Source organism: Terriglobia bacterium (assembly GCA_020073185.1).
GTDB lineage: Bacteria > Acidobacteriota > Terriglobia > Terriglobales > Acidobacteriaceae > JAIQGF01.
This window is the reverse complement of record JAIQFT010000009.1, coordinates 13,851-40,394: the sequence shown is the minus strand read 5'-3', so window position 1 is coordinate 40,394 and position 26,544 is coordinate 13,851. Positions and strand designations below refer to the sequence as shown.

General features: G+C 63.4%; 20 protein-coding genes. 8 read left to right on the top strand and 12 right to left on the bottom strand.

The genetic code is table 11. The features are described 5' to 3' along the window. Positions 1–17: 17 nt before the first annotated feature. Positions 18–509, bottom strand: a complete 492-nt coding sequence (locus tag LAN64_04335; GenBank protein ID MBZ5567062.1) for a DUF1801 domain-containing protein — start codon at positions 507–509, stop codon at positions 18–20. A gap of 1,396 nt (positions 510–1,905) precedes the next feature. Here LAN64_04335 and LAN64_04330 point away from each other — a divergent pair. From LAN64_04330 to LAN64_04310, 5 genes are all read left to right on the top strand, one after another. Further along, the gene (locus tag LAN64_04330; protein ID MBZ5567061.1) at positions 1,906–3,228 is read left to right on the top strand and encodes a glutamate-5-semialdehyde dehydrogenase; all 1,323 of its coding nucleotides are present in this window, start codon (positions 1,906–1,908) and stop codon (positions 3,226–3,228) included. A gap of 172 nt (positions 3,229–3,400) precedes the next feature. Beyond that, entirely contained in the window at positions 3,401–5,620 is a 2,220-nt protein-coding gene (locus LAN64_04325) for an acyl-CoA/acyl-ACP dehydrogenase (protein ID MBZ5567060.1), read from the top strand. Positions 5,621–5,658: 38 nt separating this feature from the next. Then, positions 5,659–7,482: a 4Fe-4S ferredoxin gene (locus LAN64_04320; GenBank protein MBZ5567059.1), complete on the top strand. Its 1,824-nt coding sequence runs from the start codon at positions 5,659–5,661 to the stop codon at positions 7,480–7,482. A gap of 87 nt (positions 7,483–7,569) precedes the next feature. Next, complete coding sequence (locus tag LAN64_04315; GenBank protein ID MBZ5567058.1) at positions 7,570–8,376, top strand: electron transfer flavoprotein subunit beta; 807 nt, start codon at positions 7,570–7,572, stop codon at positions 8,374–8,376. A gap of 49 nt (positions 8,377–8,425) precedes the next feature. After that, entirely contained in the window at positions 8,426–9,472 is a 1,047-nt protein-coding gene (locus LAN64_04310) for an electron transfer flavoprotein subunit alpha (protein MBZ5567057.1), read from the top strand. Between the two features lie 262 nt (positions 9,473–9,734). Here the strand turns inward: LAN64_04310 and LAN64_04305 are convergent, their stop codons facing one another. The 9 genes from LAN64_04305 to LAN64_04265 form a co-directional block, all read right to left on the bottom strand. After that, complete coding sequence (locus LAN64_04305) at positions 9,735–10,232, bottom strand: GNAT family N-acetyltransferase (protein MBZ5567056.1); 498 nt, start codon at positions 10,230–10,232, stop codon at positions 9,735–9,737. Positions 10,233–10,245: 13 nt separating this feature from the next. Further along, positions 10,246–10,968, bottom strand: coding sequence for an SDR family oxidoreductase (locus LAN64_04300; GenBank protein MBZ5567055.1), 723 nt, complete (start codon positions 10,966–10,968; stop codon positions 10,246–10,248). Continuing rightward, a complete protein-coding gene (gene bcrD / locus LAN64_04295; protein MBZ5567054.1) occupies positions 10,965–11,813 on the bottom strand; it encodes a benzoyl-CoA reductase subunit D in 849 nt (282 codons plus the stop codon). The genes LAN64_04300 and bcrD overlap by 4 nt, the downstream gene beginning before the upstream one ends. Then, entirely contained in the window at positions 11,810–13,147 is a 1,338-nt protein-coding gene (locus LAN64_04290) for an acyl-CoA dehydratase activase (protein MBZ5567053.1), read from the bottom strand. Before LAN64_04290 ends, bcrD begins: the two co-directional genes overlap by 4 nt. Next, the gene (gene bcrB / locus LAN64_04285; GenBank protein MBZ5567052.1) at positions 13,144–14,427 is read right to left on the bottom strand and encodes a benzoyl-CoA reductase subunit B; all 1,284 of its coding nucleotides are present in this window, start codon (positions 14,425–14,427) and stop codon (positions 13,144–13,146) included. Before bcrB ends, LAN64_04290 begins: the two co-directional genes overlap by 4 nt. Then, positions 14,424–15,593 (bottom strand): benzoyl-CoA reductase subunit C, encoded by a 1,170-nt coding sequence (gene bcrC, locus LAN64_04280; GenBank protein ID MBZ5567051.1) that lies wholly within the window; start codon positions 15,591–15,593, stop codon positions 14,424–14,426. Before bcrC ends, bcrB begins: the two co-directional genes overlap by 4 nt. Then, positions 15,590–16,690, bottom strand: a complete 1,101-nt coding sequence (gene oah, locus LAN64_04275) for a 6-oxocyclohex-1-ene-1-carbonyl-CoA hydratase (protein ID MBZ5567050.1) — start codon at positions 16,688–16,690, stop codon at positions 15,590–15,592. Before oah ends, bcrC begins: the two co-directional genes overlap by 4 nt. Further along, positions 16,687–17,775, bottom strand: coding sequence for a 6-hydroxycyclohex-1-ene-1-carbonyl-CoA dehydrogenase (had, locus tag LAN64_04270; GenBank protein MBZ5567049.1), 1,089 nt, complete (start codon positions 17,773–17,775; stop codon positions 16,687–16,689). Before had ends, oah begins: the two co-directional genes overlap by 4 nt. Before the next feature lie 590 nt (positions 17,776–18,365). After that, positions 18,366–20,609 (bottom strand): S9 family peptidase, encoded by a 2,244-nt coding sequence (locus LAN64_04265; GenBank protein ID MBZ5567048.1) that lies wholly within the window; start codon positions 20,607–20,609, stop codon positions 18,366–18,368. Between the two features lie 193 nt (positions 20,610–20,802). Between LAN64_04265 and LAN64_04260 the strand changes: the two genes are divergently transcribed. Both LAN64_04260 and LAN64_04255 read left to right on the top strand, forming a co-directional pair. Next, on the top strand, positions 20,803–21,522 hold the full coding sequence (locus LAN64_04260) for a flavodoxin family protein (GenBank protein ID MBZ5567047.1): 720 nt from the start codon (positions 20,803–20,805) through the stop codon (positions 21,520–21,522). Between the two features lie 162 nt (positions 21,523–21,684). Then, entirely contained in the window at positions 21,685–22,530 is an 846-nt protein-coding gene (locus LAN64_04255; protein MBZ5567046.1) for a hypothetical protein, read from the top strand. A 118-nt stretch (positions 22,531–22,648) separates the two neighbouring features. Here the strand turns inward: LAN64_04255 and LAN64_04250 are convergent, their stop codons facing one another. Together LAN64_04250 and LAN64_04245 are read right to left on the bottom strand one after the other, a co-directional pair. Beyond that, on the bottom strand, positions 22,649–23,158 hold the full coding sequence (locus tag LAN64_04250) for an HNH endonuclease (protein ID MBZ5567045.1): 510 nt from the start codon (positions 23,156–23,158) through the stop codon (positions 22,649–22,651). Between the two features lie 136 nt (positions 23,159–23,294). After that, entirely contained in the window at positions 23,295–24,140 is an 846-nt protein-coding gene (locus tag LAN64_04245) for a ComF family protein (GenBank protein ID MBZ5567044.1), read from the bottom strand. Between the two features lie 344 nt (positions 24,141–24,484). Between LAN64_04245 and LAN64_04240 the strand changes: the two genes are divergently transcribed. After that, positions 24,485–26,542 (top strand): oligopeptide transporter, OPT family, encoded by a 2,058-nt coding sequence (locus LAN64_04240; protein MBZ5567043.1) that lies wholly within the window; start codon positions 24,485–24,487, stop codon positions 26,540–26,542. The last annotated feature ends 2 nt before the right edge of the window (positions 26,543–26,544 follow it).

Sequence of the window (26,544 nt, the reverse complement as noted above, 5' to 3'; positions counted from 1 at the left end):
GGTTTGACGAAGGCCGGTTACTTCGCGGACTTACGTCGCGGCCTCTGCTTCGCCGAAATAGATCGGATAATGAGTTTTCCTTTGCCGCTAGCCGGCAGAGGCGCTTTGGCCTTAGCAACGGCAGCGGTGATGAGTGCCTCGACCTCGGGACGGGCCAATATCTCCGCCGATCCGAGACGGATGAAACGAGTTTGATTACCCAAGCCGAGCAGGATCTTCTTTGGATCGGGCAGACTGGCGCCGCGGATGAAGCACAGTCCCACTCCGTTCGCTCCGGCAGCGATGGAGACGATGGAATCGGAGGGGCGTTCGGTCGAACAGTAACCCAGAGCGAAGAAGTTGTAGTTGTCGTAGGCCAGTTCGTTCGCGGTAGGCAGCCGCTTCCGTAGCGCTTTCCGCACCGCACGAATCAAGGCCTGGTTCTTTGGCTCGAATTTGTCGATGAAACTATTGAGCTGCTTTTCAGCATCAGCCGATGCCGTCGGCGCGACCTTCACGGCTGCCTTCATAGCATCTCTCCTCCACGGTGCATGTCACCAGCTACCCTCAACCTGGTGATCTCATGACGGAGCAGTGTAAAGCATGTTCTGGCACCAGGCAGCCTGAGCGCAGCCGCTAATTTTGAAGGACAGCGAGTTTGCCGGAAGAATTTGGAAAGTCTACCGGCTCGGTTGGTGCTCATCTTCTGCGACGATAACCGCCTTCACGCACTCCAATCCTTGATGAATTCCGGCGAAGTGATCGGTCAAAAGCTTACCCAGCATGGCGGCGAGGCCGGTGAGCGCAGGAAGCTTTTGCTGAACGCGCGCCGTGTGGTGGTCAAGCTGGGCACCAACGTGGTCGCGGAAACCGATGGCAGTGTTTGCGCCGAGCGGCTGGAACCGCTGGTAGCCGCGGTTGCACACCTGAAAACCGCGGGCCGTCAGATGGTACTGGTTTCCTCGGGCGCGGTTGGCTTGGGGCGAGGCTGGCTGGATGTGCATCGCGCGCGTACCCACGACCTCATCACGCGCCAGGCATGCGCCGCGGTGGGCCAGGTGCGGCTCATGTACTTGTATGAACGGCTGTTCAGCCGTCATGGCGTGAAGATCGCGCAGGTGCTGCTGACCGAGGATGATTTTGCCGACCGGCGCCGCTCTTCCAATCTGCGCCACACCATGGAGAAGTTGCTGAAGTTCGGCGTGGTGCCGATCGTCAATGAAAACGACACGGTCTCGACCGCCGAACTGGAATACCTGGGCGAGGGCACGCGGACTCGCATCTTCAGCGACAACGATCGCCTGGCGGCGCTGGTGACCAGCGAACTCGACGCCCATGCGCTGGTGCTGCTCAGCAATGTCGCAGGCTTGCTGCGCCATCCGCAGAAACCCGACTCCGTGATTCCGCTGATCACCGAGATCTCGCCCGAGCTGAAGGCGCTGGCTTCCGGTCCATCGCCGGGCGGTCGCGGTGGCATGCTGACCAAGCTGGAAGCCGCCGAAATTGCCATGCGAGCCGGCGCCATCGCGGTCATCGCCGACGGCGCCAAGCCCGACAACCTGGATCGCGTGTTCCGCGGCGAGCTGGTAGGGACGGCCTTTTTGCCGGCGGCGCCCATGGCGGGAAAGCGGCGCTGGATCGCTTACGCCGCCGACGTACGGGGCCGAATTGTGGTCAATGCTGGGGCTCGCGCCGCCCTTTTGCGCGGTAAAGCCAGCCTGCTGTGGTCGGGCGTGGTGAAAATCGAGCGGGCGTTCAAGCCCCAGGACGTGATCAGCATTGCCGATGTCCATGGTCGAGAATTCGCGCGCGGCATTGCCAACCACAGCAGCGTGGAAAACGGTACACGCAACCCCGGCCAGGGTTCCCGCAAGGCAGCGGTGCTGGTGACGCGAGAAGGCGAGTCCGGTGCCGACTGCTCCACCGATGAGCGCAATCCCCAAGACGGCGCTGACTGTGGCCGAAGCAGCCGCGAGGGCACGCACGGCGGCCTTGCGGCTGGCGGTACTGTCCGACGATCTGCGTCGGGCTGCCTTGCTGGCGGCGGCGGACGCACTGCAGCGCCGCTCGCCGGAGATCTTGGCGGCCAATGAGCGCGATTGTGCGGGGCAACTGACGGATCGACAACCGCTGTCACCCGCAATGTTCAAGCGTCTCCAGGTAAGCAAACGCGCCGTGGAGGCCATGGCGGAGCAGGTGCGCGCAGTGGCTGCCCTGCCCGATCCCCTCGGCCGCGAACTGGGGATCACCGCCCTAGATGACGATCTCACGCTGCGCAAGGTCACTTGCCCGCTGGGCGTGGTGGCCATCATCTTCGAATCGCGACCGGACGTCATCCCGCAGGTGGCGGCGCTGGCGCTGCGCTCCGGCAACGCCGTGCTGCTGAAAGGCGGACGCGAAGCCGAGCAGACCAACACGGCGCTGGCGGCGATCTGGTGCGACGCGCTGGCGCCATTCCCGGAAATTCCCGCCCACGTCATCACCTTGCTGCACACCCGCCAGGACATTGAGGAGTTGCTGCGGTTGGAGGAGGGGATTGACCTGATGATTCCGCGCGGCTCGGAGCAATTCGTGCGCTACATCAAGGCGCACAGCCGCGTCCCGGTGCTGGGCCACGGCGCAGGAATCTGCCATGTGTATGTCGATGCTGCCGCCGATCCGAGGAAGGCGGTGGACGTGACGTTCGACTCCAAGGTGCAGTATCCGGCGGCGTGCAACGCTGCCGAGACCCTGTTGATCCACCAGGACGTTGCGGCAGCATTCTTGCCCGAGATGCTGGCGCGGTTTGAAGCTGCCGGCGTCGAGGTGCGTGGCTGCCCGCGCACCCAGGCGCTGAGCGGCGGCCGCCGTGTCTTGCCCGCAACCCAAGCCGACTGGTCCACCGAGTACTCCGATCTGACCATCTCCATCAAAATCGTGGACAGCTTCGAGGAAGCGGTTGAGCACGTCAATCGATGGGGCTCAAAACACACCGAGTCCATCGTAACCGAGGATGCCAAGGCGGCTGCGGAGTTTATGCTGCGCGTAGACGCGGCCGGCGTGTATCAGAACGTTTCCACGCGGTTCGCCGATGGCTTCCGCTACGGACTGGGTGCGGAGTTGGGCATCAGCACCGGAAAGCTGCACGCTCGCGGACCCGTCGGAGTAGAAGGGCTTACCACCTACAAATACCAACTGGCCGGCAACGGGCACACCGTGGCAAGTTACAACTCCGGCGAACGGACGTTCAAACATCGGCCACTGAAGTGATGAAAGACTCACCTTGCGGCCGGTAACCTTAGCCGGCTTAGGGCCCCTGCGCCCGGCTCAATCGGCCATCAGCGTCCCTTAGTGGTTCGCATGTCACTCCAACCTGTGCCCTACCTCACAGACGCAAGTGAGATCAGATTTCAGAATGGGAAGGCTCGCGAAAGGACCGCACATGGCTACCTCCGCCGTGAAGCCCAAGCCGGAAACCCTGCGCACCCTTCCCGGTGACGACGTTCGCCAGCTTTTGTGGCGCTTCGCCGACCGCTACGACCTGCAGATGCTGGTGCAGTCTTCGCGCTCGGTCGCCCGCGGCCCCGTCGCCCAGTTGGTCGCCGCCGGCGAACGCCACTCTCACGAATGGACCCAGCGCAAGTCCGAACTGCTGCAGGCCTACGACACCGCCGGCATCACAGCCGTCTTTATGGACCCCGAGCACGGCGGCTTCATCACTGGCCCCAAGAACCTGGCGCTGGCGCTGGTGGCCTTTGAACTCGCCTGGGTTGACGGTGGCGCCGCTACCGCCTCCCTCGCCGGGTGTCTGGCGCTGGCGCCCATTCACGAGCGCGGCACCTACGAGCAGATCGAACACTACATGCGCCTCGCCTCGCCGCCCGCTCTCGGCGAAGATCGGCCGCACTGGCGCGGCGCCTTCTGTCTCACCGAGCCCATTCCCTACGTCGGCGTGGACACCGGCATGTTGAACGGCAAGCTGCGCATCGCGGAGTGGGAGGAAGGCAAAGAGCCCGTGCTCCAAGTGGACAAGCGCGGCCGCTTTATCACCAACATCGCCTACGCCAATTTCGTTACCGCCGCCGTGGACTCCGCCGACCCGCGCATCAAGGGCTCCTGCATGGTCATCCTGGAAGAAAATGATCCCGGCATCTTCGACCGCGGTACCCCGACCAGGAAACTGGTTCACCAGCTCTCCTCCACCGGCGATCCGATTTTCAGCCTGAAGATTCCCGCCTCACGCATCATCGGCGGCTACACTGTCAAAGGCGGCGTCATCGTTCCCAACCACAGCCACAGCGAGATCATCGAGGCCGTCTTCCGCCGCACCCGCGTCACCGTCGGCGTCATGACCGCGGCCAAGCTGCTCTCCGCCGTCGAACCCGTCATCCGTTACCAGCGCGGACGTTTCCGCGGCGCCGAGCAGGCCACCCCCGGCACCGTCCGCTACGAGCTCGGCCTGCAGCAGCGCGAAGATGCGCTCCAGCGCCTGGTGGACGTCTGGGCCACCGGAGAAGCCAGCGCCTCGCTCGCCTTCGCCGCCGCCCGTGCCTTCGACGTCCTGGATCCCGTCGAGCACGAAAAGGATTCCATACTCCAGCTTCGCAACATCACCGGCGGTCGCGCGCAGATGAAAGCCATGCGCGCCGCCGAAGAGCTTGCCCTCGAAGCGCTGTCGTTCCCCGTTGGCAGTGAGGCCCGCCTCCAGCTCGAGTCCGACCCGCTCGTTCGCTTCGCCATTCTCGACAGCGAAGCCGGCGTCCTCTGCCCCGCCGCCAAGCTGTGGAACACCGGCCACGGCGCCAACATGATGCGCGAGGCTGTCTCTCTCATGGGTGGCTACGGCATCACCGAGGATTGCCCGGGCTTCCTCGGCCACAAATGGATGGACGCGCAACTCGAGGCCACCTACGAAGGCCCCGAGTGCGTGCAGCGCCGCCAGCTCTCCGTAACCATGATCAACCACGTCTTCCTCGCCCAGTTCCGCAACTGGATCAAGGACATGCGCCAGATCGCCTCCACGCATCCCGGCACCGGCGCGTGCACGCTGGCCACCGCCATGATGATGTGGCTGTGGTCGCTCGACTACCTGCAGGTCTCCACCGATGCCGACGGCGCCAAGCTCTACCACGGCCCGCGCCAGGGCGTCACTTTCCCCCTTGCCGACGCGCTCTGCTGGCTGCTTGCTGTCCGCCAGCAGATCCTCGACGTGCTCGAGCTCGAAAAGGCCGGCGTGACAAACTCCGCCCTCGCCGAAAGTCTGCCCGGCGTCGTCAATTTTTTCACCGACCTCTGCCACCTCGAATCGGCGCGCGCCTGCGGGGAAGTCGGACGCATTTGCGCCGAGCTGGTCTTCGGCTTCAACCGCCATCCCGCGTGGGACCAGGAAGGCTACCGCGGATGCTTCCAGGCCGAGGACCTCGATTCGCTCGAAGGCCTCATTCCCGGCATTGCCGCCTGCGCCACCGACGTCATCGCCGCCGACGGCTCGCATCCAGCGAAGGCGGGCCCGTGCGCTGGCTGCTCCGGCAACGCCGCGCAGTTCCTTCACCTGCGGCAGAAGCTCGACACCTGCCTTACCGGCGCGCGCCTGGCCAAAGATCGGGCCGCCGAAGCCGTGGCCCGCGTGATGATCCCGGAGGCGCTGGATTATCCGGCATGAGTGCTCACATGGAAGTGTGTCCGGAAGCACAAGCGGAGATGATCGAGCGCGAATCCGTCGCCGTGGACATTGCCTGCGTCGGGTTCGGCCCGGCCATGGGAGGCTTCCTCACCACGCTTTCGCGCGTCCTCGCCGACGGTTCCCTGCAGAGCTCCAGCGGACTTCCTCGGCAGGTCATCTGCTACGAACGCGCCGACGACCTCGGAGTGGGTGTATCCGGCGTGGTCACGCGTGCCCGCGGCATTCGCGCCAGCTTCCCCGATCTTGATCCCGCGCAGATTCCCATGGCCGCGCGCGTCACCAGCGAGAAGATGCTTTATCTCCTCGATCCGGTGGGCGCCAGCCGCCGCTCGTTCGCCCTGCGTTCCGCCGACGCTTTGATGCGCGCGCTCCGCTTCGCGCTGCCGATCAAAGATCACGCGCTCGAACTGCCCTACGTTCCTGACTTCCTGCAGAAGCACGACGGCTTCGTGCTCTCCGTCGGCCAGTTCAACCAGTGGGTGGGCTCGCAAATCGCGGCCAGCGGCATGGTACAAATCTGGCCCGGAATGCCGGTGGCACAGGCGCTGATTGAAAACGACCGCGTGACCGGCATCCGCCTGGTTGACCAAGGTACCGACAAAGCCGGCAATCCCGAAGGCGCGTTCATGCCCGGCATGGACGTCCGCGCTGATCTCACCGTCGTAGCCGATGGTCCGGTCGGTCCCGTCGGCCGCCAGCTCGACCAGCAATTCGGGATGCCTGACGGCAACCATCGCCGCGAGTGGGCCCTCGGCATGAAGTTGGTCGTCGAATTGCGTGAAGGTGTTGACCTCGCGCCCGGCACCGTCTTACACACCTTCGGTTTCCCCGAGCCGGAAATCTTCGGCTTCTTCTATGTCCATCCTGACCGCCTCGCCTCCGTCGGCATCTTCGTGCCCTCCTGGTTCGGCAGCCCGGTGCGGACCGCCTATCGCTACCTGCAGCACTTCATGATGCACCCGTACCTGTGGCGCTACCTTGAGGGCGGGACGCTGCGCTCCTGGGGCGCTAAGTCGCTGCAGGAATCCGGCAAGCGCGGCGAGCCCGTGCTGGCCGGCAACGGTTACGCGCGCATCGGCGAAGGCTCCGGCAGCACCAATGTCCTCACCGGCTCGGGCGTGGACGAAGCCTGGACCACCGGCACGCTGCTGGCCGAGGGCGTCATTGAACTGCTGCGCGCGCGCGCGCCGTTCACCCGCGAAAACCTGGAACGCGCCTACGTTGCCCGCCGCCGCACCAGTTGGGTCGAAAGCGAAGGCCGCATCGCCGAAAGAGCCCGCGACGGCTTCCAGCGCGGCGTCGTCACCGGAGTGCTCGGGATGACGCTCGCCGGATTGACCAAGGGCCGCTTTTCGCTCGGCCACGAGCCCGCCTCGGTCAACGACCGCGTCAGCACCCTGGAGCACTACTTTGCCGGACGCATTCCGCGCGCCGAGATCGAGGAGATCCGCAGCCGCTGTGTCCAGACCAACACATCGCTCCACGATGCATTAATGGACCGCTGCGGCTGGCCGCAAATTCCCTTCGACGGCAGGCTGCTGGTGTCACACCAGGACGCGCTGCTGCTCGGCGGCAAAGTGCAGGCGCCGCCGGGCTACGCCGACCATGTGGCGTTTCATTTCCCCGAGGTCTGCCAGGCGTGCGAAGCCAGGCTCTGCATCGAGATGTGCTCCGGCCAGGCCATCGCGCCCGGCGACGGTGGATTGCCTGTCTTCGATCGCGAAAAGTGCGTCCACTGCGGCGCCTGCCTGTGGAACTGCGTGCAAGCGCTCAACGGCGACGAAACCGCCAATATCGAGTTCCGCGCCGGCGCCGGCGGCCTGCATTCAGCGCTAAACTGAAGTGATCAGTGGCCAGTACGTCCAGCCTCTTCTGGCACTGATCACTGATCGCTTGTTAACGCTGAGCTGATACTCGAAACTGAAACTATGCCTTTCCAAATCGTCGTCCTCGGCAGCGTTGTCCCTGATCCGCTGCAAACCCTGGAGCCGGTCACAACGCCGAACGGCCCCGCGCTGAAGAACGAAATGATGCTGCCCGCGGTGCTCGACCCCTGGGCCGGACACGCGCTGTACGAAGCCGCGAATCTGGCCGCCAAGAATCCTGGCAGCAAGGTCACGCTGCTGAGCCTGGGCCCGAAGGCAAAGCTGCAGCAGGTGATGATGACGGTCGCACAAAAAGTTCCGTTCGACTTGATTGCGCTCGACGGTCCCGCCGGCGGCTTCACCGACGCACACGCCACCGCCGCCACGCTCGCCGCCGCTATCAAGGCAATTCCTGGACTCGATCCCGCTCACCTGCTCGTGTTCGGCGGCTGGGAATCTGCCAGCCGAGGCGCCGGAGCGACGCTGCAAATTGTCGGCGAACTGCTCGGCATCACCGACCAGTTCCAGGGCGCGGACCAGTTGAGCGTCAACGCCGACGGTTCCTTTGAAATCCTGGAGCGCATCGAGGGCGGACGTCACCAGGTTTCGACGCTGGCGGCTCCGCCTGCCGTGCTCGGCTGGGCGACCGGCAACTTGCCCGAGCCGCGCAACAACCCGCAGGTCGGCATGACCAACATGCGCACCGTGATGCCTGCGTTGCAACGCGCCAAAGCCGCGCCCGTGGCCAGTGACGGCCTGCGATACCTCAACGTGGCGCTGCCCAGGCAGCAGCGCGAAACGCGCATTGTGAAAGACCTCTCTCCCGACGCCATCGCCGCCGAAATCGTCGAGTGGATCGGCGGGGAATAATAGCGTGTGGCACACGCGCCCTCGCGTGTGCGGAGCTGAAACTGAAACTATGGAAAACATTCTCTTTCTCGCTCACGCCGACGACGCCAACGCGCTCCCAAGAATCGCGCTCGAATCGTTGACCACTGCGATCGAGTTCGCCGCCAACCTCGCTGCGCCGCTCACGGTTGCGCTCATCGGCGCCGATGTCCAGACGGCGGCAAACTCCATCGCCACCTGCGGCGCGGCGCGTTTCCTCGGCGTCTCCGGCGCGGAGTTCGCACAACCGCGTTACGCCACCGATGCTGCCGCCTGCGAAGCTCTCTGCCGCGTTGCGAATGCCACCATCGTTCTCGCTCCGGCGACCTCGCGTCTGGCGCGCGTTCTTGCCGGCGTGGCGCAACGGCTCAACGGCGTCGTGGACACCCACGTCACTAGCGTCGCTGTCACCGATACCGCACCGGTGGCGACGCGCTGGTTCTATCGCCAGCGCATCGAAGCCTCGCTCCAGCGCACGGCGCGCCCGTGGCTGATGCTGGTCGAGAGCGGCTGCCGTCCGGCGTGGCAAGGCCCAGCCGCAAGCGCCAACGTCGGAACCGTCGCTGTGACGCCTCCGCCGATTCGCACCGTCGTGACTGGCATCCGCGCGCCCAAGGCTGGCGAGCAGACGATCCGTCCGGACGCCAAGCTGCTGTTCGTCGCCGGTGCGGGATGGACGAAGAAGCAATCCGACGGCCAGGTGCACTCCGCCGACGCAGAGCGGTTGATCCTCGGGTTCCTGCGCGAATCGCAGGCATCGCTCGGTGGCAGCAAGTCGCTGGTGGAGCAGAGCGGTGAGAACCAGGCCACCCTGCGCTTCATGACCCACCTCAACCAGGTGGGCCAGACCGGGGCCACGCCGCGCCATCCCAAAGGACTCTCCACCTGCTGCCACGGCGAGGAGCCGCACGTGGTCGGCTGGCGCTTCATCACCGAACGACGGGCGATCAACCTCGACCCCAACTGCGGCTGGGCGCGTGGCAAGGCCGACGTGGTCTATGTCGCCGACGCCTTCGCCGTCATCAGCAAGGTGAATGCTCTGCTCGCGAAAAAATCCGCTGCCCTTGCCGAAGATTGATGAAGACCTGTTGCCATCGCGTTCGGTCGCGGTGACGGCGAACATCGGGGCAGCTCCAGGCGCAGCCAAGCTCTGGAAAAAATGGCTCCTCAGGTAGGACTCGAACCCACAACCCTCCGGTTAACAGGGGGATTCCGCCTCCAACACAGCACAACACCAACCAAGTAAGCCCAAGAGGATGTACAAGAAACCGGCTCGGCGTTCGGCCGGTTTTGGCCGGTTTTGGGAGCAGTAGTAGCGCGCTACGAGGAGCCCGTTCGGGTCAGTCGATGTGCGTGGGATCGAGTGCGCAGTCGAGGCAGAGACGGCGGGCCGGGGCGAAGCCTTCGCACTTGAAAAAAGCGAGTAGATCGAAGTCGTCCCATGAGACTTCGGTCCGCAAGGTTGTCACGCGAAGTGCGGAAAGGTTCACGCGCAGTTGTCGAAGCAAAGCCTTGGCGACGTGCTGGCCGCGGTAGGCAGGAAGGACGCCGATAGCGTCGAGCGAGGCAGTTGGCTCGACAACGCCGTACTCGCCGTAATAGAGCGAGGCTATAGCGAAGCCCACGACTCGGCCGTCGAGTTCGGCGGCGAGCGACACCTGCAGCGCCGCCCGCGTCACGGCGCGCTCCAACATCAGCTCAAAGTAACGCGGACGACGACGCCCCGTGGCGGCAGCGTCGATCGAGACAACGGCCTCGAAGTCACCTTTATCCATCACGCGGACGGGGATGCTGTCCGTCTCCAGCATTCCGGGTTCGCCCACAGGTTTCGGATTCATTGCTCTCTCCCGTTCAACTGCTGCCTAGAAATTGACCGCCATCCACGCGAAGAATCTGCCCGGTGATCTGCCGTGCCTCCGGCCCGCAAAGAAACGTGACCGCGGCGGCGACGTCGGCGGGTTCGACGAAGCGGCCCACAAGGCTTTCCGCCAGCGCGGCGTCAAGAATCGCCTTTGGAAGGAACTTCGTCAATGGCGTGAGAACCCAGCCAGGCTCAACCACGTTAACAAGGATGCCGAAGCGCGCCACCTCTCGCGCAACCGATTTGGCCAGCGCGATCAGGCCCGCCTTGCTTGCCGAATACGCCGACGTGCCGAACTTGCCGCGCGAGCCGTTGATCGACCCGATGAGCACGATGCGTCCGCCGTCGCCCGCACGCATCGCCGGAATGGCGTGACGCAGCAATAGAAACGCCCCGCGCAGGTTGACGCGTTGTACTACGTCCCAGTCCTCGACGGCGAGTTTCCACACCACGCCCTCGCGCGAGATGCCCGCGGCGTGCACGACCAAGTCGAGGCGGCCGTGTTCGCGCCGCACCGCTTCTATGGCAGAAGAAACTGAAGAATCGTCGCCGACGTCGCAGGCCTGGTAGAGCGCGGCGCTTGCGGCCGGCCGCGCCAAGTCGAGCGACACTGCTCGCGCGCCTTGCTCCTCAAGTTCGGCGATGATGGCGGAGCCGATTGCGCCGGAACCGCCGGTGACGACCGCGACTTTACCGTCGAGAGTGCCGCTCACGCCACCACCTCGGTGCGCCGTACGAGAATGCGATGGCGGTACGCACCCCACAGAGCCGCGCCGAGCGCGCCGGCGTAGATCGAATCGGGGTGAGTGCGGACCCCCATGGCGAGCTTTTCTTCAGCGATCTTCTCTTCCAGCGCGCGAGTGAGGCCGACGTCGGAGGCCAGGCCGCCGGTGATCGCCACGTCGCCGGATGCGCCGATGGCGCGCAGCAACTTGGTGCAGCGCCCCGCCATAGAAAGATGAATGCCTTTGAGAATGTCGTTACGCGCAATGCCGCGGCTCACCATGTTGATCACGTCGGTCTCCGCCAGCACTGCGCAAATGCTGCTGACCGGCTCGGGATTCTTCGCTTCGCAGGACAGCGGCCCAACGTCCTCGAGCAGGATACCGAGATAGCGCGCAACATTTTCCAGAAACTGTCCCGAGCCGGAGGCGCACTGGTTGGTCATACGATAGTTCAACACGCGGCTACGCTCGTCAATGCATATGGCGCGCGTGTGCAGGGCGCCGATATCGATGACGGCGGTAGCTCCGGGCATGAGAAACACGGCGCCGCGCGCGTGCGTGGTCATGCCGTAAAAATGTCCGCTGCGGAAATCCACAAGTTCGCCTTCACCGGTGCTGGCGGTGTAGGCGACGTCCTTCAGCTGTACCCCGGCGGTTTGCAGCGCGACGTCGTAGCCGTCGCGAATCACTTTGCGCAGTTCGCGGCGGCGAATGCGCTCGTTGTGCAGGGCGAGAATTGTCGCGGGGCCGTGTGCGTCCACCTCAACGAGCGCGAACTTGGCGGCGCTGGAGCCGACGTCCACGCCGGCGGCTATGATGGTGGAGGCGCTCATGCCGCGCTTCTTCCTTCGGCAGCGCGCAGCGCGAACAACGCGGCACCGAGCGCGCCGGTGTAGATGGACTCGTTGGAAATATTGAGCGTGCGCTCGCCGTAGTTCTGGCGCACCAGATCCGCGAGCGCGGCCACGGCGGCGGGATTGCGCGCCACGCCGCCGGCAAAGGTGAATTCGTCGGAGATTCCTCCGGAGCGCGCCAGCAACGACATGGCGCGCAACATGATGGCGCGGTGCAGGCCGGCGAGAATGTCGGGCCGCTTCTGCCCGAGCGACAAACGGTCGCGTAGTTCGGCGCCGGCAAAAACCGTGCACGTGCTGTTGATCTTCACCGCGCAGGTGCTCTCCTGGGCGAGCGTGCCGAGCTCGTGCAGGCCGAGATTCATTTCGTCGGCGATGTAGCCGAGATAGCGGCCGCACCCGGCGGCGCAGCGGTCGTTCATCTGAAAACTGGTGACGATCCCATGGGCATCCACCTGGATGGCTTTCGTGTCCTGGCCGCCAATATCGAGCACGGTGCGGGTGAGCGGAAACATGGCGTGCGCGCCAAGGCCGTGGCAGAGGATTTCGCTGCGGATGTCTTCCTTGGGGAAGGGAAGGCGCTGGCGGCCGTAGCCTGTGCCCACCATGCGCAGCACGCGGAATTGGAGCGAGAGAACGGAGGTGACCGCAGTGCGGAGGCGCGGTGCGATATCCTGGATCGCCGGCGGCGCCGTCGCGATGGTTTCCCCAAGGGCGGCTCCGGCGTGGCGCTCGAACCCGCCCGACATGGCCGCGTTTTCCACTTGCAGGATGGCGGCGTCGAACAGACCACACAGCACGTCGAAAGGAATGCGCTTGGGGTCCTTGAACTGCTCGGCGAAGTGCATGTAGTCGGCGGCGGCAAGGTCGCGGAAGAAGTCGCTCTTGCGCACGGACAGTTCGTTGAAATGCGCCGCAACGCGGAATCGCATGGAGTCGCAGATGCGATCGAGCGCGTGGTGAATGTCGTCTCGCGTCGTGGCATAGCGGGGCGCTCCGGCGCAGCGGTGAAGCGCTGACTCAAGCCGCTCGAATTGCTCGACGTGCTGTTGCCGGCGGAAATGGCGCGCCAGAGGTGCGAGGAACTTGTTTTCGATGCCCGCCAGTTCGGGATCGGCAGCGAGACCCTGGCGGAGGAGTTCGAATCGCGATTGCACCAGGGCTTCTTCGCGCACGATCTGCGCCGCAACTTCGTAGTTGCTGCGGGTGTTGGTAATGCCGCGGCCGATCACGCGGCCCGCGCAGTCGAGAGCAACCGCTTTCGTCGTGGTGGAGCCGAGGTCAATGCCGAGAAGAATGTCGACGGCGCTCACGCGTGCACCGCCCGCCTCTGCTCGAGCATCTGAACGTAGCTCTCGATGCGGTTCTTGATGTTGGCGGAGGAGAAGTAGCGCGGGTCCACCAGGTCGCTTTCGATAAAGCCGCCGGGTACGCCGGTGCGCTGCTCGAGTTGGCGCAGCATCAGCAGTTGGCCGACGCTAAAGGAGTTGCAGCTCTTGACACTGTTGATGATGAAGCCGTCGGCGCGGTACTCGCGGATGTAGCGCTCGAGCAGGTCAACGCGCGCGGGCAGGCCGAGATTGGTGTAACAGCCGAGGCAGTATTCGGCCAGGCTTTCCAGCGGACGGTTGGGATCATGGCGGAATCCGCGGTCGTAGAGCCCGCCCACCTTGGTATAAGTGCTGGCGACCACAACGGCGCCTTCGTCGTAAAACATCTTCCAGAACTCGCGGAAGCTGGTCCAGTTCGGAGGGCCTTCGACCACCAGGCGGTAGCGCTGGCGTTCCATGGTGCCCTCGGGGGTGATGGGGCCGAGACCGAGGCGAATGCGCTCGGCGACTTCTTCGCGCAGCACGCGGTAATACTCGACGCCTTGGGGCGTCCCGCGGAAGGCGGTGAACATCGGGCCAATGTAGTAGACGCCGCCGAAGTAGGCGTCAATCGGCGAAGGGTCGTGCTTGGCGCTCTCCAATACCGAGACGAGGTCGTCTTCCGCCTGCGCGGACAGGGCCAGCATCTCGGCGAGGCGCGCTTCGTCGTAGCGGCGCCCGCTGACTTGCTCCAGCTTGGGGATCACCTCGGTGCGGAGTTGCTGCACGACGTAATCCACCTGGTGCGGTTCGATGCGGCCGTTGGCCAGGTACGGGACGTGCAGCATCGCGACCGGGCATTGATATTCCTGCCGCAGCAGTTCGAACCACTTCAAAAACGTGAAGCAGCCGGTGTAGGACAGCAGCAGCAAGTCAGGGTTAGGAAGCGTGACGCCAGTTGGACCGACGTTGCCGGATTTCAGCATTCCGATGTCGCACTTCACGTAGGTGCAGACATCTTCGCTGTGGCCCTGTTTCTCCGCTTCCGCAATGAAGTTGGCGGAACGCTTGCGCATGCCGGATTGCAGGGCATTGATTTCGGGAAGGACCGGCAGCAGGTCGAAGGAGCGCAGCAGTTCGGTGAGATTGCCGGGAACGAACGTGGAGACGACCCGCTGCCCGACCTCGCGCGCGCGGCCGAGCGAATCGTAATAATTCGCGATCAGCTCCTTCTGCAGGAGCATACTGCGCTCTTTCTGCGCAAAGTCCTGAACGTCGCTCATGCCTCGCTCCACAGGCGGATGGAATCGGAAAAAGTCCCGGCCTGTTCGCGGATGACGGCGAACTGCCCCGTATCCTCGGAATACTTGAATTGCGTATGCGGAATGCGCTCGCGCTGCAGCGCGGCGACGAGCATGGGCTGCTCCAGCAGCGCGGGGTCGCAGAAACTCGGCGCACAGAAGATGACGCCATCGGCGCGATTGCGGCGGACCGACTCGACCAGCCATTGCCCGCGATGGCCGTCCGCCGCATAGCACGATGCCGTGGACACGCTCTGCGTCAGGTAAGCGTGTGCGAGATTGGCGAGCGGATCGCCATCGTCAGGAACCTCGTCGGTGAACCAGCGCAGACCTAGCAGCAGGTCGTCGTCTACGACCCAGCAACCGGCGCGTTCCAGGCTCATGAGCAGTGCCTTCGGGGGCTGCTCGCAGAACATGCCGGCCAGCACAATGCGGCTGCGATCATCGGGCTGGCTCGACTCTTGCGAAGCCAGATCGATGTAGCGGCGCATCATTATGGTGTGCTCCTCCGGCGGCAGCACACTGCCCGCTCGCAACACCGCATAAACGTGCGCGATGGGGTAGAGCCACGGCGTTTGGCTGCGCACCTGGTAGAGTTCCCGGATGACTCGGCGGTTCTGGTTGTACGCCTGAATGCTGCTTCGGAGATCTTCATCGGATATCGGCCGGCCGGCCAGTCGAACCATGTCGTCGCGCAACGCCGCCAATTCCCGCCGCCAGAATTCGCCTCCGACGCTAACGTCGTAATTCTGGGGAAGGTCCACATACCGCACATAGCGACTGGGAAAAAGCATGTTCCACATGCCACTCAGATTGCGGATCACATCGCAAATGGATGGGAATAACATGCCCTCGAGCGCATCCAAGCGTCCCGAAAGCGCAAGCTCAATCGTGCTGCGAGGGATATGGCAGATGTAGCTCTGGAAGTAGGCGTCGCCACGGATGATCTCCAGGCGGTCGCCGCCGCCGAAGATGCCAACCGGCAGCATCCCAGTCGCGTGAATCAATTCCCGCGGGACATACATCGGCATGTAGCCGACAGCCTTCCGCCCGGGTGCGGCGGACTTCCATTCCGCAACCGACTTGAAGTCAATATCCTCGTACAGTGCCTGCGCGCGGACGAGAATGGCTTCCAGTTCCCGGTTCACGGAGTCGTTTCCTTTTTCTTCATGCCCGGCGTAATCTCCGCGATCAACTCCTCATTCCAGCGCACACCTTCCGCCAGACGCTGGCGCAGGCGCACAAAGTCCACCTCGCGCTGCTGTTTAGGACCGTAGTGGAATGCGCGGAAGCCGGCGTTGCCCTCGGTCATCATGTTCAGCGCGAGCCATGCGCGGTTGGTTTCGCGGTTGCGGTCCCAGTGTTCCAACTTGTGCTTGCGCACGCTTTCGAGGGTCTTGGTGAGGCAGTCCGGCATGGTGTGCAGCAGCTTGGTGCAGAGCTGCTCAACGGCGTCATCGAGCAGCGCGAGATCAATCGCGCCCCTGGACATCACGGCCTTGCCGGCTTCGCGGGCGTCACCGATTTTCCAGTCTCCGAATACGCGGCGGCCAAACTCGTCGTACTCGCGGTCGGTCACCACCAGCGGGTTGGAAACGTATTTACTGTCCACCATGAGCGCGGGCACGATCTGCGTCAGCCCGCCAAGACGATAGAAACGATGCGCGCTCCAGGGCTCACACAGCGTGGCGCTGTACATCGCGTGTTCGATCCCGACGAACAGCGGCAGGAAATCGGTGCTGCCGCCGTCGGGCGCCGAACCGTGCCGCGGCCCGGCCTGCCCGAACATCGCAAGATCGCTGGCCACGGAAAAGTCGCACGCCATGCCGATTTCCTGCCCGCCGCCGACGCGCATGCCGTTCACGCGGCAGATGACGGGCTTGTCGCAGTGCAGGATGGCGGTAACCATGTCGTTGAACAGCCGCATGTATTGACGGTATTCGCCCGGCGCGCCGGCGTAGACCTCGGCGTACTCGCGTGTGTTGCCGCCCGTGCAGAAGGCCTGCGTGCCCGCACCAGTCAGCACGACGGCCACAGCGGCGCGATCGTTGCTGGCCTGGCGGAGTGCGAGGATGACCTCTTTGATCATCGTGGTGGTGTAGCTATTCAACTCGCGCGGGTTGTTCAGGATGATCCACACATTGTGCAGCCCGTCAGCGAGCTTGCCGTCACGATCGCGCGCCGGCTTGCGCTCGATGAGGATTTCGTTCGGGCAAAATTTCTCGACCAGATTGTGGTCCTTCATGATTTCGATCCTTGCTGCGGCACCAGCACGGCACGGCGTCGGAGTTGATGATGGTGGGCGGCTTCCAGCACCCGCGGCCCTTCCTCCAGGGGGTGCAGTTCGACGAAGGGAGCAACCTGGACCTTGCCCTCGAGCACCAGCGCGAGTGCGGGCGGGTACTGGTCAGGCGGGCAGCCCCAGTTGCCCTGCGCGGTGGCGTCGAAGGCCATTAGGCTGGAGAGTCGCAATTCGACCTTGTGCGCGGTATAGCCGACCACCGCGAGATGGGCGCCGGGATCCAGCAGGCTGAACGCGGTCTGCTGGCCAGCGGTGGTGCCGCTGGTTTCAAAGATCTTGAGGCCAATGCCGCGCCGGCCGCTCTGCTTGGCGAAGGCGCGCACCGCGGAGCGTGCGTCGGGACACTCGCGGGCGTTGATCGTGTGCGTGGCGCCATGCGCAGCAGCAAGATCCAATCGCCCCGCATCTACATCAATGGCAACCACGGCCGCGCCCATTGCGGCCGCGATTTGCACGCCGAATCCCCCGATTCCGCCGACGCCGACGAAGACGGCGACGTTGTCCGCGCCGACGCCGGAGCGGCGAATGGCTTCGTAAGGAGTAGTGACCGCGTCGGCCACCACCGACAGCATCTCCAGCGTGATGCTGCCGGACAGCGGGTCGGGTACCGGGCAGAGGCCTCGCGCTGGCACGCGCACGTGCGTGGCGAAACCACCATCGCCATCGTTGCCCGGCATGAACTGCTTGCGGCAGATGGTGGGATGGCCGCAGCTACAGGCGTCGCAAGTGCCGCAAGGAATCACGGCGGGCACGATGACCGCGCGCCCCAGCCAACGCTTGGCCTGTTCTCCCGCGAGCACGACGCGCCCGGAGATCTCGTGCCCCAGGATCAGCGGCAGGCCATGGCGGGTGGGCACGCCATCGTAGGCGAATCCGATGTCGGTGTGGCAGACGCCGCAGCCGGCAACCTCGATAAGAACATCATCCGCAGCAAGGTCCGGCGGCACTGCCTCGACGCGACCGAACTTTTCTGGAGCGACTAAAGCCAGACCTTGAACGACGTCGGGCGCGGCACAACCCGGTTGCATAGCCCGGACGGCAGCCATCGTCCTCCCCATTCGAACGAACGTTCGATCAGGAAAGCCTACCGTTGTAGGAGCGGCGCGGCTGTGACCACCATCACGCCCCGCTGTGACGCTTCCTCGGCGACCTTTGAATCGGATGGGCCGCAATAATTTCACCGGCAATCACTTGGAAGCCTCAAATTTCAAGCCCCCTTTTTCGCCGGCGCAAAGCTCCCGCGATTCATTGGCGCGGTCGATCTGTTTGGGTCTTTGGTGAATGAGAGTCTCTCGTCTATGCAACCTCCGATTCGAGACCGTCGCGGCCGACGTGTCATGCTGCCATTCGCCGTTGCGATTTTATTTGTCGCGCATGCGGCGGGACCGATTAAGCTCTACCCAATCCGGCGTTGGAACTGCAGTGGCGCGACGCGCCTTGCGTCAGCAGGATGTCCGACTAGCGCGCGATGTACATGAGCCCTGGTTCAGCGCACTGATGATTAATGTGGGGGATGAGTGCAACGCCGCTCTTGACAAAGGCAGAAAGGTGCTGACCGAAGACTACCGACTACCGATTACCAACTGCGAGCGGCCAGCTACCGCCTTCCAACACCCGATCACTTCTTCAAATACGAATCCACCCATTCCCCGACTGTCTTGTACCAGAGCTGCGAATTCTGCGGCTTAAGCACCCAGTGCCCTTCGTCGGAGAAGTACAGCATCTTCGACGGCACCTTCAGACGCTGCAACGTGGTGTACAGGTCGAATCCCTGCGAGACGTCGAGCCGGTAATCGCGCTGGCCGTGCACCACCAGTGTGGGTGTCTTGAAATTCTGCGTGAACAGGTGCGGCGACCACTTGTCGTACATGGCGCGGTTGCTCCACGGCGTGCCCTTAAACTCCCATTCCGGAAACCACAGCTCCTCGGTGGTGCCATACGCCGACGTGGTGTTGAACGTCCCGTCGTGCGACACGATGCACTTGAAGCGCGTGGTGTGGCCCAGAATCCAGTTCGCCATGTAGCCGCCGAAACTGGCGCCCAGCGCGCACTCCCGGTCTTTGTCGATGAACGGATAGGTCTTCTCGACGTAATCCAAGCCAAGCATCAGGTCCTGGTACGGACGCCCGCCCCAATCGCCCTGGATGGCCTGCGTGAACTTTTGCCCGTAGCCGGTCGAGCCGGTGAAGTTGATCGTCACCACGACGTAGCCGCTGGCCGCCATCAACTCGGTGTTCCAGCGATACGACCACGAATCCCCGAACGCCCCCTCCGGCCCGCCGTGGATGAGGAACTTGACGGGATATTTTTTCGAGGCATCGAAGTTCGGCGGCTTGACCAGGAAGCCTTGCACTTTCTGATTCGCCGCGCCGGTGAACCAGAACGATTCGAGTCGTTGCATCGAGACTTGCGAGACGAGGCTGTCGTTCAGATGAGTAAGTTTTCCCGCTCGGCTAAAGTAAGCTTCTTGATCGACTGTGCGGCTGTACGCAGAGCGCGGTTCACACGTTCCACCTACGGGAGTTGCCGTATCTGGCGCCGACCCTGTTAAGGTGTCGTGCCGCGTAGCTCGCATAGACAGCTGTCTCCCTTCGAGGTAATAAATCTCGTTGGGTGCCTGCACCGTCATGCAGGTGAACACCAGGGAACCGCCGTCCCGGGTGAGTGCCAGATCGTCGTTGTGGCCCCGTAAGATCTCGTTGATGTTGATGTTTGTTTCTGTCAGCGAAATGTCGTAACCGCGTTCGCTTTGATGCGTCGTTTTCCAGGCGACCAAATAGATCGGCGATTCTCCTTTGTCCTCTGCAGTGAAATAAATTTCTTGCGAATCCGGCGCCCACACGAAGCTCTCCACCCACCGGTCAAAATCCTTCGTCAGCGACCGAATCTGCCCCGACTTGCGGTCGTAGAGCACCAACTGGAAGCGATCACTCTCGTACCCCGGCGTCTCCTGCATCCGCCACGCGATGTACTTTCCATCCGGTGAATACAGCGGCGTCGAATCCGAACCCGGCGAGGTGGAAATCTTCCTCGGCGTTCCGCCCGTGACCGGCACCACGAAAATCTCGTTGTTGGTGCTGGTCGCCTCCACCTCGTCAATGTTGCTGGTGAACGCCACCTCCTGCGAGTCGGGCGAGAAGGCGTACATGTCCTGCCCGCCAAGCGAAAATGGCGGCGCGTCGTGCTCGCCCGGCGTCAGGTCTCTCGCGGTGGTGGTGTCCCACATCTCGCCGCTTTTGCGAGATGTGGGTTCCACCGCCTGAATGAAGATGTGCGTGCGCTTGTCACCCGTGTAGCTCGACCAATGCCGGAAGAACAGCCCGCGAAAGATCGATGCTTTCACCGCTGACTGTTTCTTCTGCTCGTCGCGAGCCTTGTTGCACGCATCATCCGGGCAATCGGGATAGACCTCGGACGTAAACAGAATCCACTTCCCATCCGGCGACCACAGCTCGCCCGCCGCCTCAGTCGAAATGTTGGTCAGCTTCTGCGGCGTGCCCAGCGCCACCGCTGCCGCATCGAAATCCGCCACCCACACCTGCGATCCGCCCTCTTTCGCCGAGATAAACGCGATCTTCTTTCCATCCGGCGACCACCGTGGCCGGTCCTCGCCCGCCGGATCGTTCGAAATCTGCTTCGCCTCGCCGCCCGCCAGCGGAACCACCCACAGGTGCGGCGTCTTCTTGTTCTGTTCCAAGTTGACCTCGACCACGCTGAACGCTACCCACTTGCCGTTGGGCGAGACCACCGGCTCGCCCACCCGCTTTAGCGCCATCATGTCTTCAAAGGTGAACGGATGCTTGCCCTGCGCCCAGCCCATGCAGGCAACCACGAGTAGAAAGACGATCACGCGACGAATCATTGCCTCGCCTCCCGACAAAACGGACAAGTCTAGACCCTCACCGTGTGCCCCGTCCCAGCCCGGTGTTGACCGGGGCGGGATTTCCTCGATTCCCATTCCGGTCCGGCGGCGCAAACATTCGCCTCACCAGGCGCCACGCCGCATTGACACCGCTGCGCCGCGCTCCCACACTTGCCGCGTACGGGAGGCAGTTATGAAAGTCCTCGCCTTTAACGGAAGCCCCAAAATGCACAAGGGCAACACCGCCCTCATCCTCGAGCCTTTTCTCGACGGCGCGCGCAGCGCCGGCGCCGATGTCGAGCTGCTCTACACCAGCAATCTCAAAATCAACCCCTGCCAGGGCGACTTCAACTGCTGGCTCAAGTCGCCGGGCAAATGCCACCAGCAGGACGACATGCAGCTCGTCCATCCCAAGCTGCGCGAAGCCGACGCCTGGGTCTTCGCCACGCCGGTTTACGTCTGGGGCGTCAGCGGCCCGCTCAAGAACCTGATGGACCGCATAATTCCGCTGATCGAACCGTTCATCACCATTAACGACGGCCACTGCTCGCATCCGCTACGCCCGGACACCAAGCGCGCCAAGATCGTGCTCGTCTCCAACTGCGGCTTCTGGGAGATGGACAACTTCGATCCCGTGCTGGCGCAACTGCAAACCCTATGCCGCGTCATCGGCTTTGAATTTGCCGGGGCCCTGCTGCGTCCCGCCGGCCCGCTGCTGGCCGCCATGCTGGAAATGGGCGCTCCCGTGCAGGACGTGCTGGACGCTGCCCGCGAAGCCGGCCGGCAACTGGTGCACGACGGCATCATTTCGGATAGAGCGCAGCAAATTGTCAGCCGCGACTTGATGCCGAGGGACGCCTACATCCAGTCGATTAACCAGAACTTCCAGCAGACTCTGGCCTCGGTCCATTAGATTCGTCATGGTGACGGCAGCCACACGCGGCTGCCGCTCACCTCGTGGACTTCGGCCATGGCTCGTCGACAGCTTTTTCGCGCCCCGCGCCGCTCCCGCGCATCTAATTCAGCGGAATACCAACGCAACTTTTCCGTTTACCCTTGGGTTTTCCTCATCGATATGAAACGAAATTCCGTTCTCGCATTGCTCACTCTTGCCCTTGTCCTGCCCGCGCTCGCCCAGGAAGGCCCGCTCAATCCCGCCGAGCCCAAGGGCATCTCCGTGGACCAGATCATCCAGCGCTTTGCCGCCAAGGAAAAGGAATTCAAACAGGCGCGCGACAACTACACCTACCGCCAGGACGTAAAGGTGCAGACCGTGGACGGCAATACGGTGGACGGCGAGTATCACCAAGTGGTGGAGGTCACCTTCGACGACAAGGGTCGCCGCCAGGAGCACGTGGTCTTCGCGCCGCAGTCCTCGCTCCAGCGCGTGCAGATGACGCGGGAGGACATCGACGACATCCAGCACCGCCTGCCTTTCGTGCTCACCTCCGACGAAATTCCCGAGTACGACATCCTGTACGTCGGCCAGCAGCAGGAAGACGAACTCCACTGCTACGTTTTCGACGTCGCGCCCAAACGCATCGAGAACAACAGGCGGTACTTCCAGGGCCGCATCTGGGTGGACGATCGCGATTTCCAGATCGTCAAGACCCACGGCAAGACCGTGCCCGACATCCGTAAAAAGAAAAACGAAGAAAACCTGTTCCCCGCCTTCACCACTTGGCGTGAGCAGGTGGACGGCCGCTACTGGTTCCCGACCTACACCAAGGCCGACGATGACCTTCACTTTTCCGGCGGCGACGTGCACATCCGCGAGATCGTGAAGTACACCAACTACAAGCGCTTCGGCGCCAACGTGAAGATCACCTACGAAGGCCAGGAACTACCCAAGAATCAGGGCGAGGCGCAGCCGGGCCAGCAGCAACCGCAGGCGCAGCAACAGAAGCCGCCGAAGAATTAGTTCCCAGTTTCGAGTTTCTGGTTTCTAGTCGCCGGACCTGAGAGGCCTGGCGGAACGCAGGCGACGTTACATCGTCGGGAAGGGCACGGCTTGATCCGTGCTGAAGCAGAGTCCTGTTTCAGTAGAACAGGTACTTCCTCCACTTCGCGTCCGAATGTCCCAGCAGCCGCATGATGTGCCGGCTGGTATGCAGATTGAATGCCCTCGGCTCGCGGATCAGCTTCATGTTGGCCTCCATCGGAAGCTGGTTGCCCTTGCTCCGGTTGCAGCCATGGCAGCACGCCACCAGGTTTTCCCAGGTGGACAGTCCTCCGCGCGAGCGCGGCACCACATGGTCCAGCGTGAGCTCGCTGGAGCCCAGCACCGCGCCGCAATACTGGCAACTGCTGCGGTCGCGCAGCAGGATGTTCTTGCGCGACAGCGCCCGCGTCTGGTGCGGAATCCGCCGGTACTCCAGCAGCCGGATCACCGACGGCACGCGGATGGTAATGCGCGCCGCGTGCAGGAAGTGCCCGTTTTCTTCCTCGGTCATGGCGACGCCCTTCAGCACCAGCACGATGGCCCGCCGCGCCGCGCACACGTTGATCGGCTCGTACGACGCGTTCAGCACCAGCACCGGCGCGTGCATCACGCCATGACTATTGCCCTCGTGGACAGGCGCCGTCTCGACCATCGGCTTGCGATGCGCATGTCCCGGTATGTGTCCCTTTCCGCCTGACATAACTTGCTTAGTCTCTTAGTCGATCAGTCTGTCAGTCGATCAGTCAGTGAGCACGAAACCATGACGACCGAAAGACTGATGGACTGACCGACTCGCATGCATGTGCCACCATCACTCGCGACTCTTCAATCTCCGGCTCCACCCGCTGCGCTTCCGGCTTCAACACTCTTGCTACCGTCGCCACGAACACCCTGTTTGCGCCTGCGCGGCGCAACACGCGCGCGCATTCCGACACCGTTGTCCCGGTGGTGAACACGTCGTCGATCAATAAGATGTCGCGCCCGGCAATCTGGTCGCTGCGCAGGACTCTGAATGCTCCGCGCATGTTTTCCCGCCGCTGCGGCGAGGTCAATCCGGTTTGCGATTCCGTCGCCCGTTGTCGTGCCAGCGCCGTGGTGTTCAGCTTGACGTGCAGCGCCGCCAGCTTCAGCTTGAGCATGGCGCGCGCAATTAGCTCCGACTGGTTGAACCCGCGTTGCCGCAGCTTCGAGACATGCAGCGGCACCGCCATCACCACCGGCGGAGCCGGCCTGAAAGCTTCCGCCAGATCGGCGACCACCTCGGCCAGCATTCGTCCCAGCACATTTGCCGCCGGACGCACCCGGTCGTACTTTAGCAGGTGGACCATCTCGCGCAGGCCGCCGTCATAGCTGCCATACGCCGAGGCGCGCGCAAACGCCGGCTCGTCCTGCATGCACATCAGGCACAAAGGTGACTCATCCCGCTCCGACGTTAGGTGGGAACTCATCAACCGCTCGCCGCAGGCCGCGCAGCGCGGTCCCATGATCGGCCGAATGGCCTCGACGCACGCCTCGCACACCGGCGCTCGCGATAGGCGCGTCAGCGGCGTCTGGCACAGCCTGCAATACGATGGAAACAGTACCGACAACAATCCGTCGGCTGCGCGCGAGACAAAAGAATGCCCTCGGTGGGCGGGATCCTCTACCGACCGGGTTGGGTCTCCGCTACTGCTGAAGACGACCCTCCTCGCGACCCGAGGCCCAGGGCCGGCCACCTGATCGCCTTTTTAGTATAGCCACTTACTCCTCAGCCATCAACGCCCCAGACGCAGCCCTGCCATTGATGCGCCCCGCGCGCTTCCCACCCGCCAGTCTGCCAGCGTAAAATCACCGTTCGGGTTGTCATTACAACCCTGCCGTGCTACTTTGCGCGGTCTTCATGAAGCGGGATTAAAGCTGGAAATCTGAATCGAGGACTCATGTCATGAGCACCATGACCAGCAACCAGGCGCCGCCGAAAAAGTTCCGGCCCTTCGTACCGCCCACCATGCAGATGTCCGAGTTTACCTTTCGCGCCGTCTTACTCGGCTTGCTCATGACCGGCATTCTGGGCGCGGCCAACGCTTATCTCGGCCTGCGCGCCGGCATGACCATCGCCGCCACTTATCCCGCGGCCGTCATCAGCATGGCCATTCTTCGCCTGATGAAGGGCTCCATACTCGAGGAAAACATCGCCCGTACGGTCGGTTCCATCGGCGAATCCGTCGCGGCTGGCGCGGTGTTCACCATCCCGGCCTTCGTGATGGCGGGCCTGTGGCGCAATGATGCCGGTAAGCCCGAACTCGGCACCGACAAATACTGGCAATCGGTCGCACTCATGATCATCGGCGGCCTGCTCGGAATTCTGTTCGTCACCCTGCTGCGCCGGGTGATGGTCGAGGACCCCGAGCTGCCCTTTCCCGAATCCGTCGCTGCCTCGGAAATTCACAAGGCGGGACAGCAGGGCGCCAAGGCCGCGAAAGTTCTCTTCGCCAACATGGGATTCGGCGCCGTCATGTACTTCCTCAGCCAGATCAACCTGTTCTGGTACGTGCGCACCATCCTAGTGAAGATCCCCACTATGTCCGCCGGCCTGCGCGTCGGCCGCTCCGCTACCGCACCCGTGGTCGCCACAGGCGGCATGACCACCTTTGACACGCCCGCCATCAGCCCTGCCTATCTCGGTGTCGGCTACATCATCGGGCCGCGCCTCGCGGCGCTGAATTTCGCCGGCGGCGTGGTCGCCTGGGGCCTGCTGGTTCCGCTGCTAGTTTATTTTCTCGGGCCTGGCATCCAGGCCAGCCTGCCTGCCGGCGCCACCATGGACTGGGCCGGCTTGGCCAACAACATGTGGTTTGCCATCGTGCGACCGATCGCCGTCGGCGGCATGTTGGTGGGCGCGGGATTCACGCTGTTTCGCATGCGCAAGCAGCTCGGCGTCGGCATGAGCCGCGCCGTTTCCGACCTGAAGAAGTCCGCCGCAGCGCATGAAGTCACCGACCGCACCGAAAAAGACCTTAGCGCCAAAGTCGTCTTCCTCGGCGTCGCCGTCGTGCTGCTTGCCATGATCGCACTCTACTATTTCTTTATCTCCGGCGCGGGCAGTATGCCAGGCGGCAAAATCATCACCGGCGCGGTGGTCGCCGCCGCCGTGATGATCGTGCTCGGCTTTTTCTTCGCCGCCGTTTCCGGAAACCTTTGCGGCATGATCGGCTCGTCTAACAATCCTGTCTCCGGCCTGACGCTGTGCACGCTGGTGGTTGCCGCGCTCATGATGGTCGCACTCGGCGTTGGCGGCGCCGGCGGAGTCGCAGCGGTGCTGGGCGTCGCCGCCGTGGTCTGCGTTTCATCCGCGGTCGCCGGCGAAATGCTGCAGGACCTCAAGGTTGGGCACATCCTTGGTGGCACACCCTCACGAATGCAGATCGGCGACATGTTCGGCGTCATCGTCGCCTCGCTCGTGCTCTTCTTTCCGCTGATGATTCTCGACAAGGCGTACCACTTCGGCAGCGCTGCCTTGCCCGCGCCGCAAGCCGGACTGATGGCCATGCTCGGCCAAGGCATCGTTGGCGGCAACATGGCGTGGCCGCTGGTGGTGGTCGGAATCTTCATGGGATTCGCGCTCATCATGGTGCAAGTCAAAAGCCCCATGCTGTTTGCCGTGGGCATGTATCTGCCGCTGCAGACCACGTTCGCCATTTTCGTCGGCGGCGTCATTCGCTGGATCACCGACGGCATGCGTGACCGCCGCGGCCTCAATGACGCGCAGAAAGCGCGCGTCGAAAACGCCGGTGTACTTACCGCCTCCGGCCTGATCGCCGGCGAAGCGCTTTGTGGGCTGGTGATCGCCGCTATCGTCGGTACCGGTCACAATATGCCCGACATCAAGATCGGCAATGCCTGGATCAGCGGCTTGATCGGCCTGGCAATCCTGGTCGCGGTCATGATCAAGCTGCCGCTGGCCAACGCCGGCAGCCCCGACGAGCCCGCGCCGCCCACGGCAATTATGTAGAA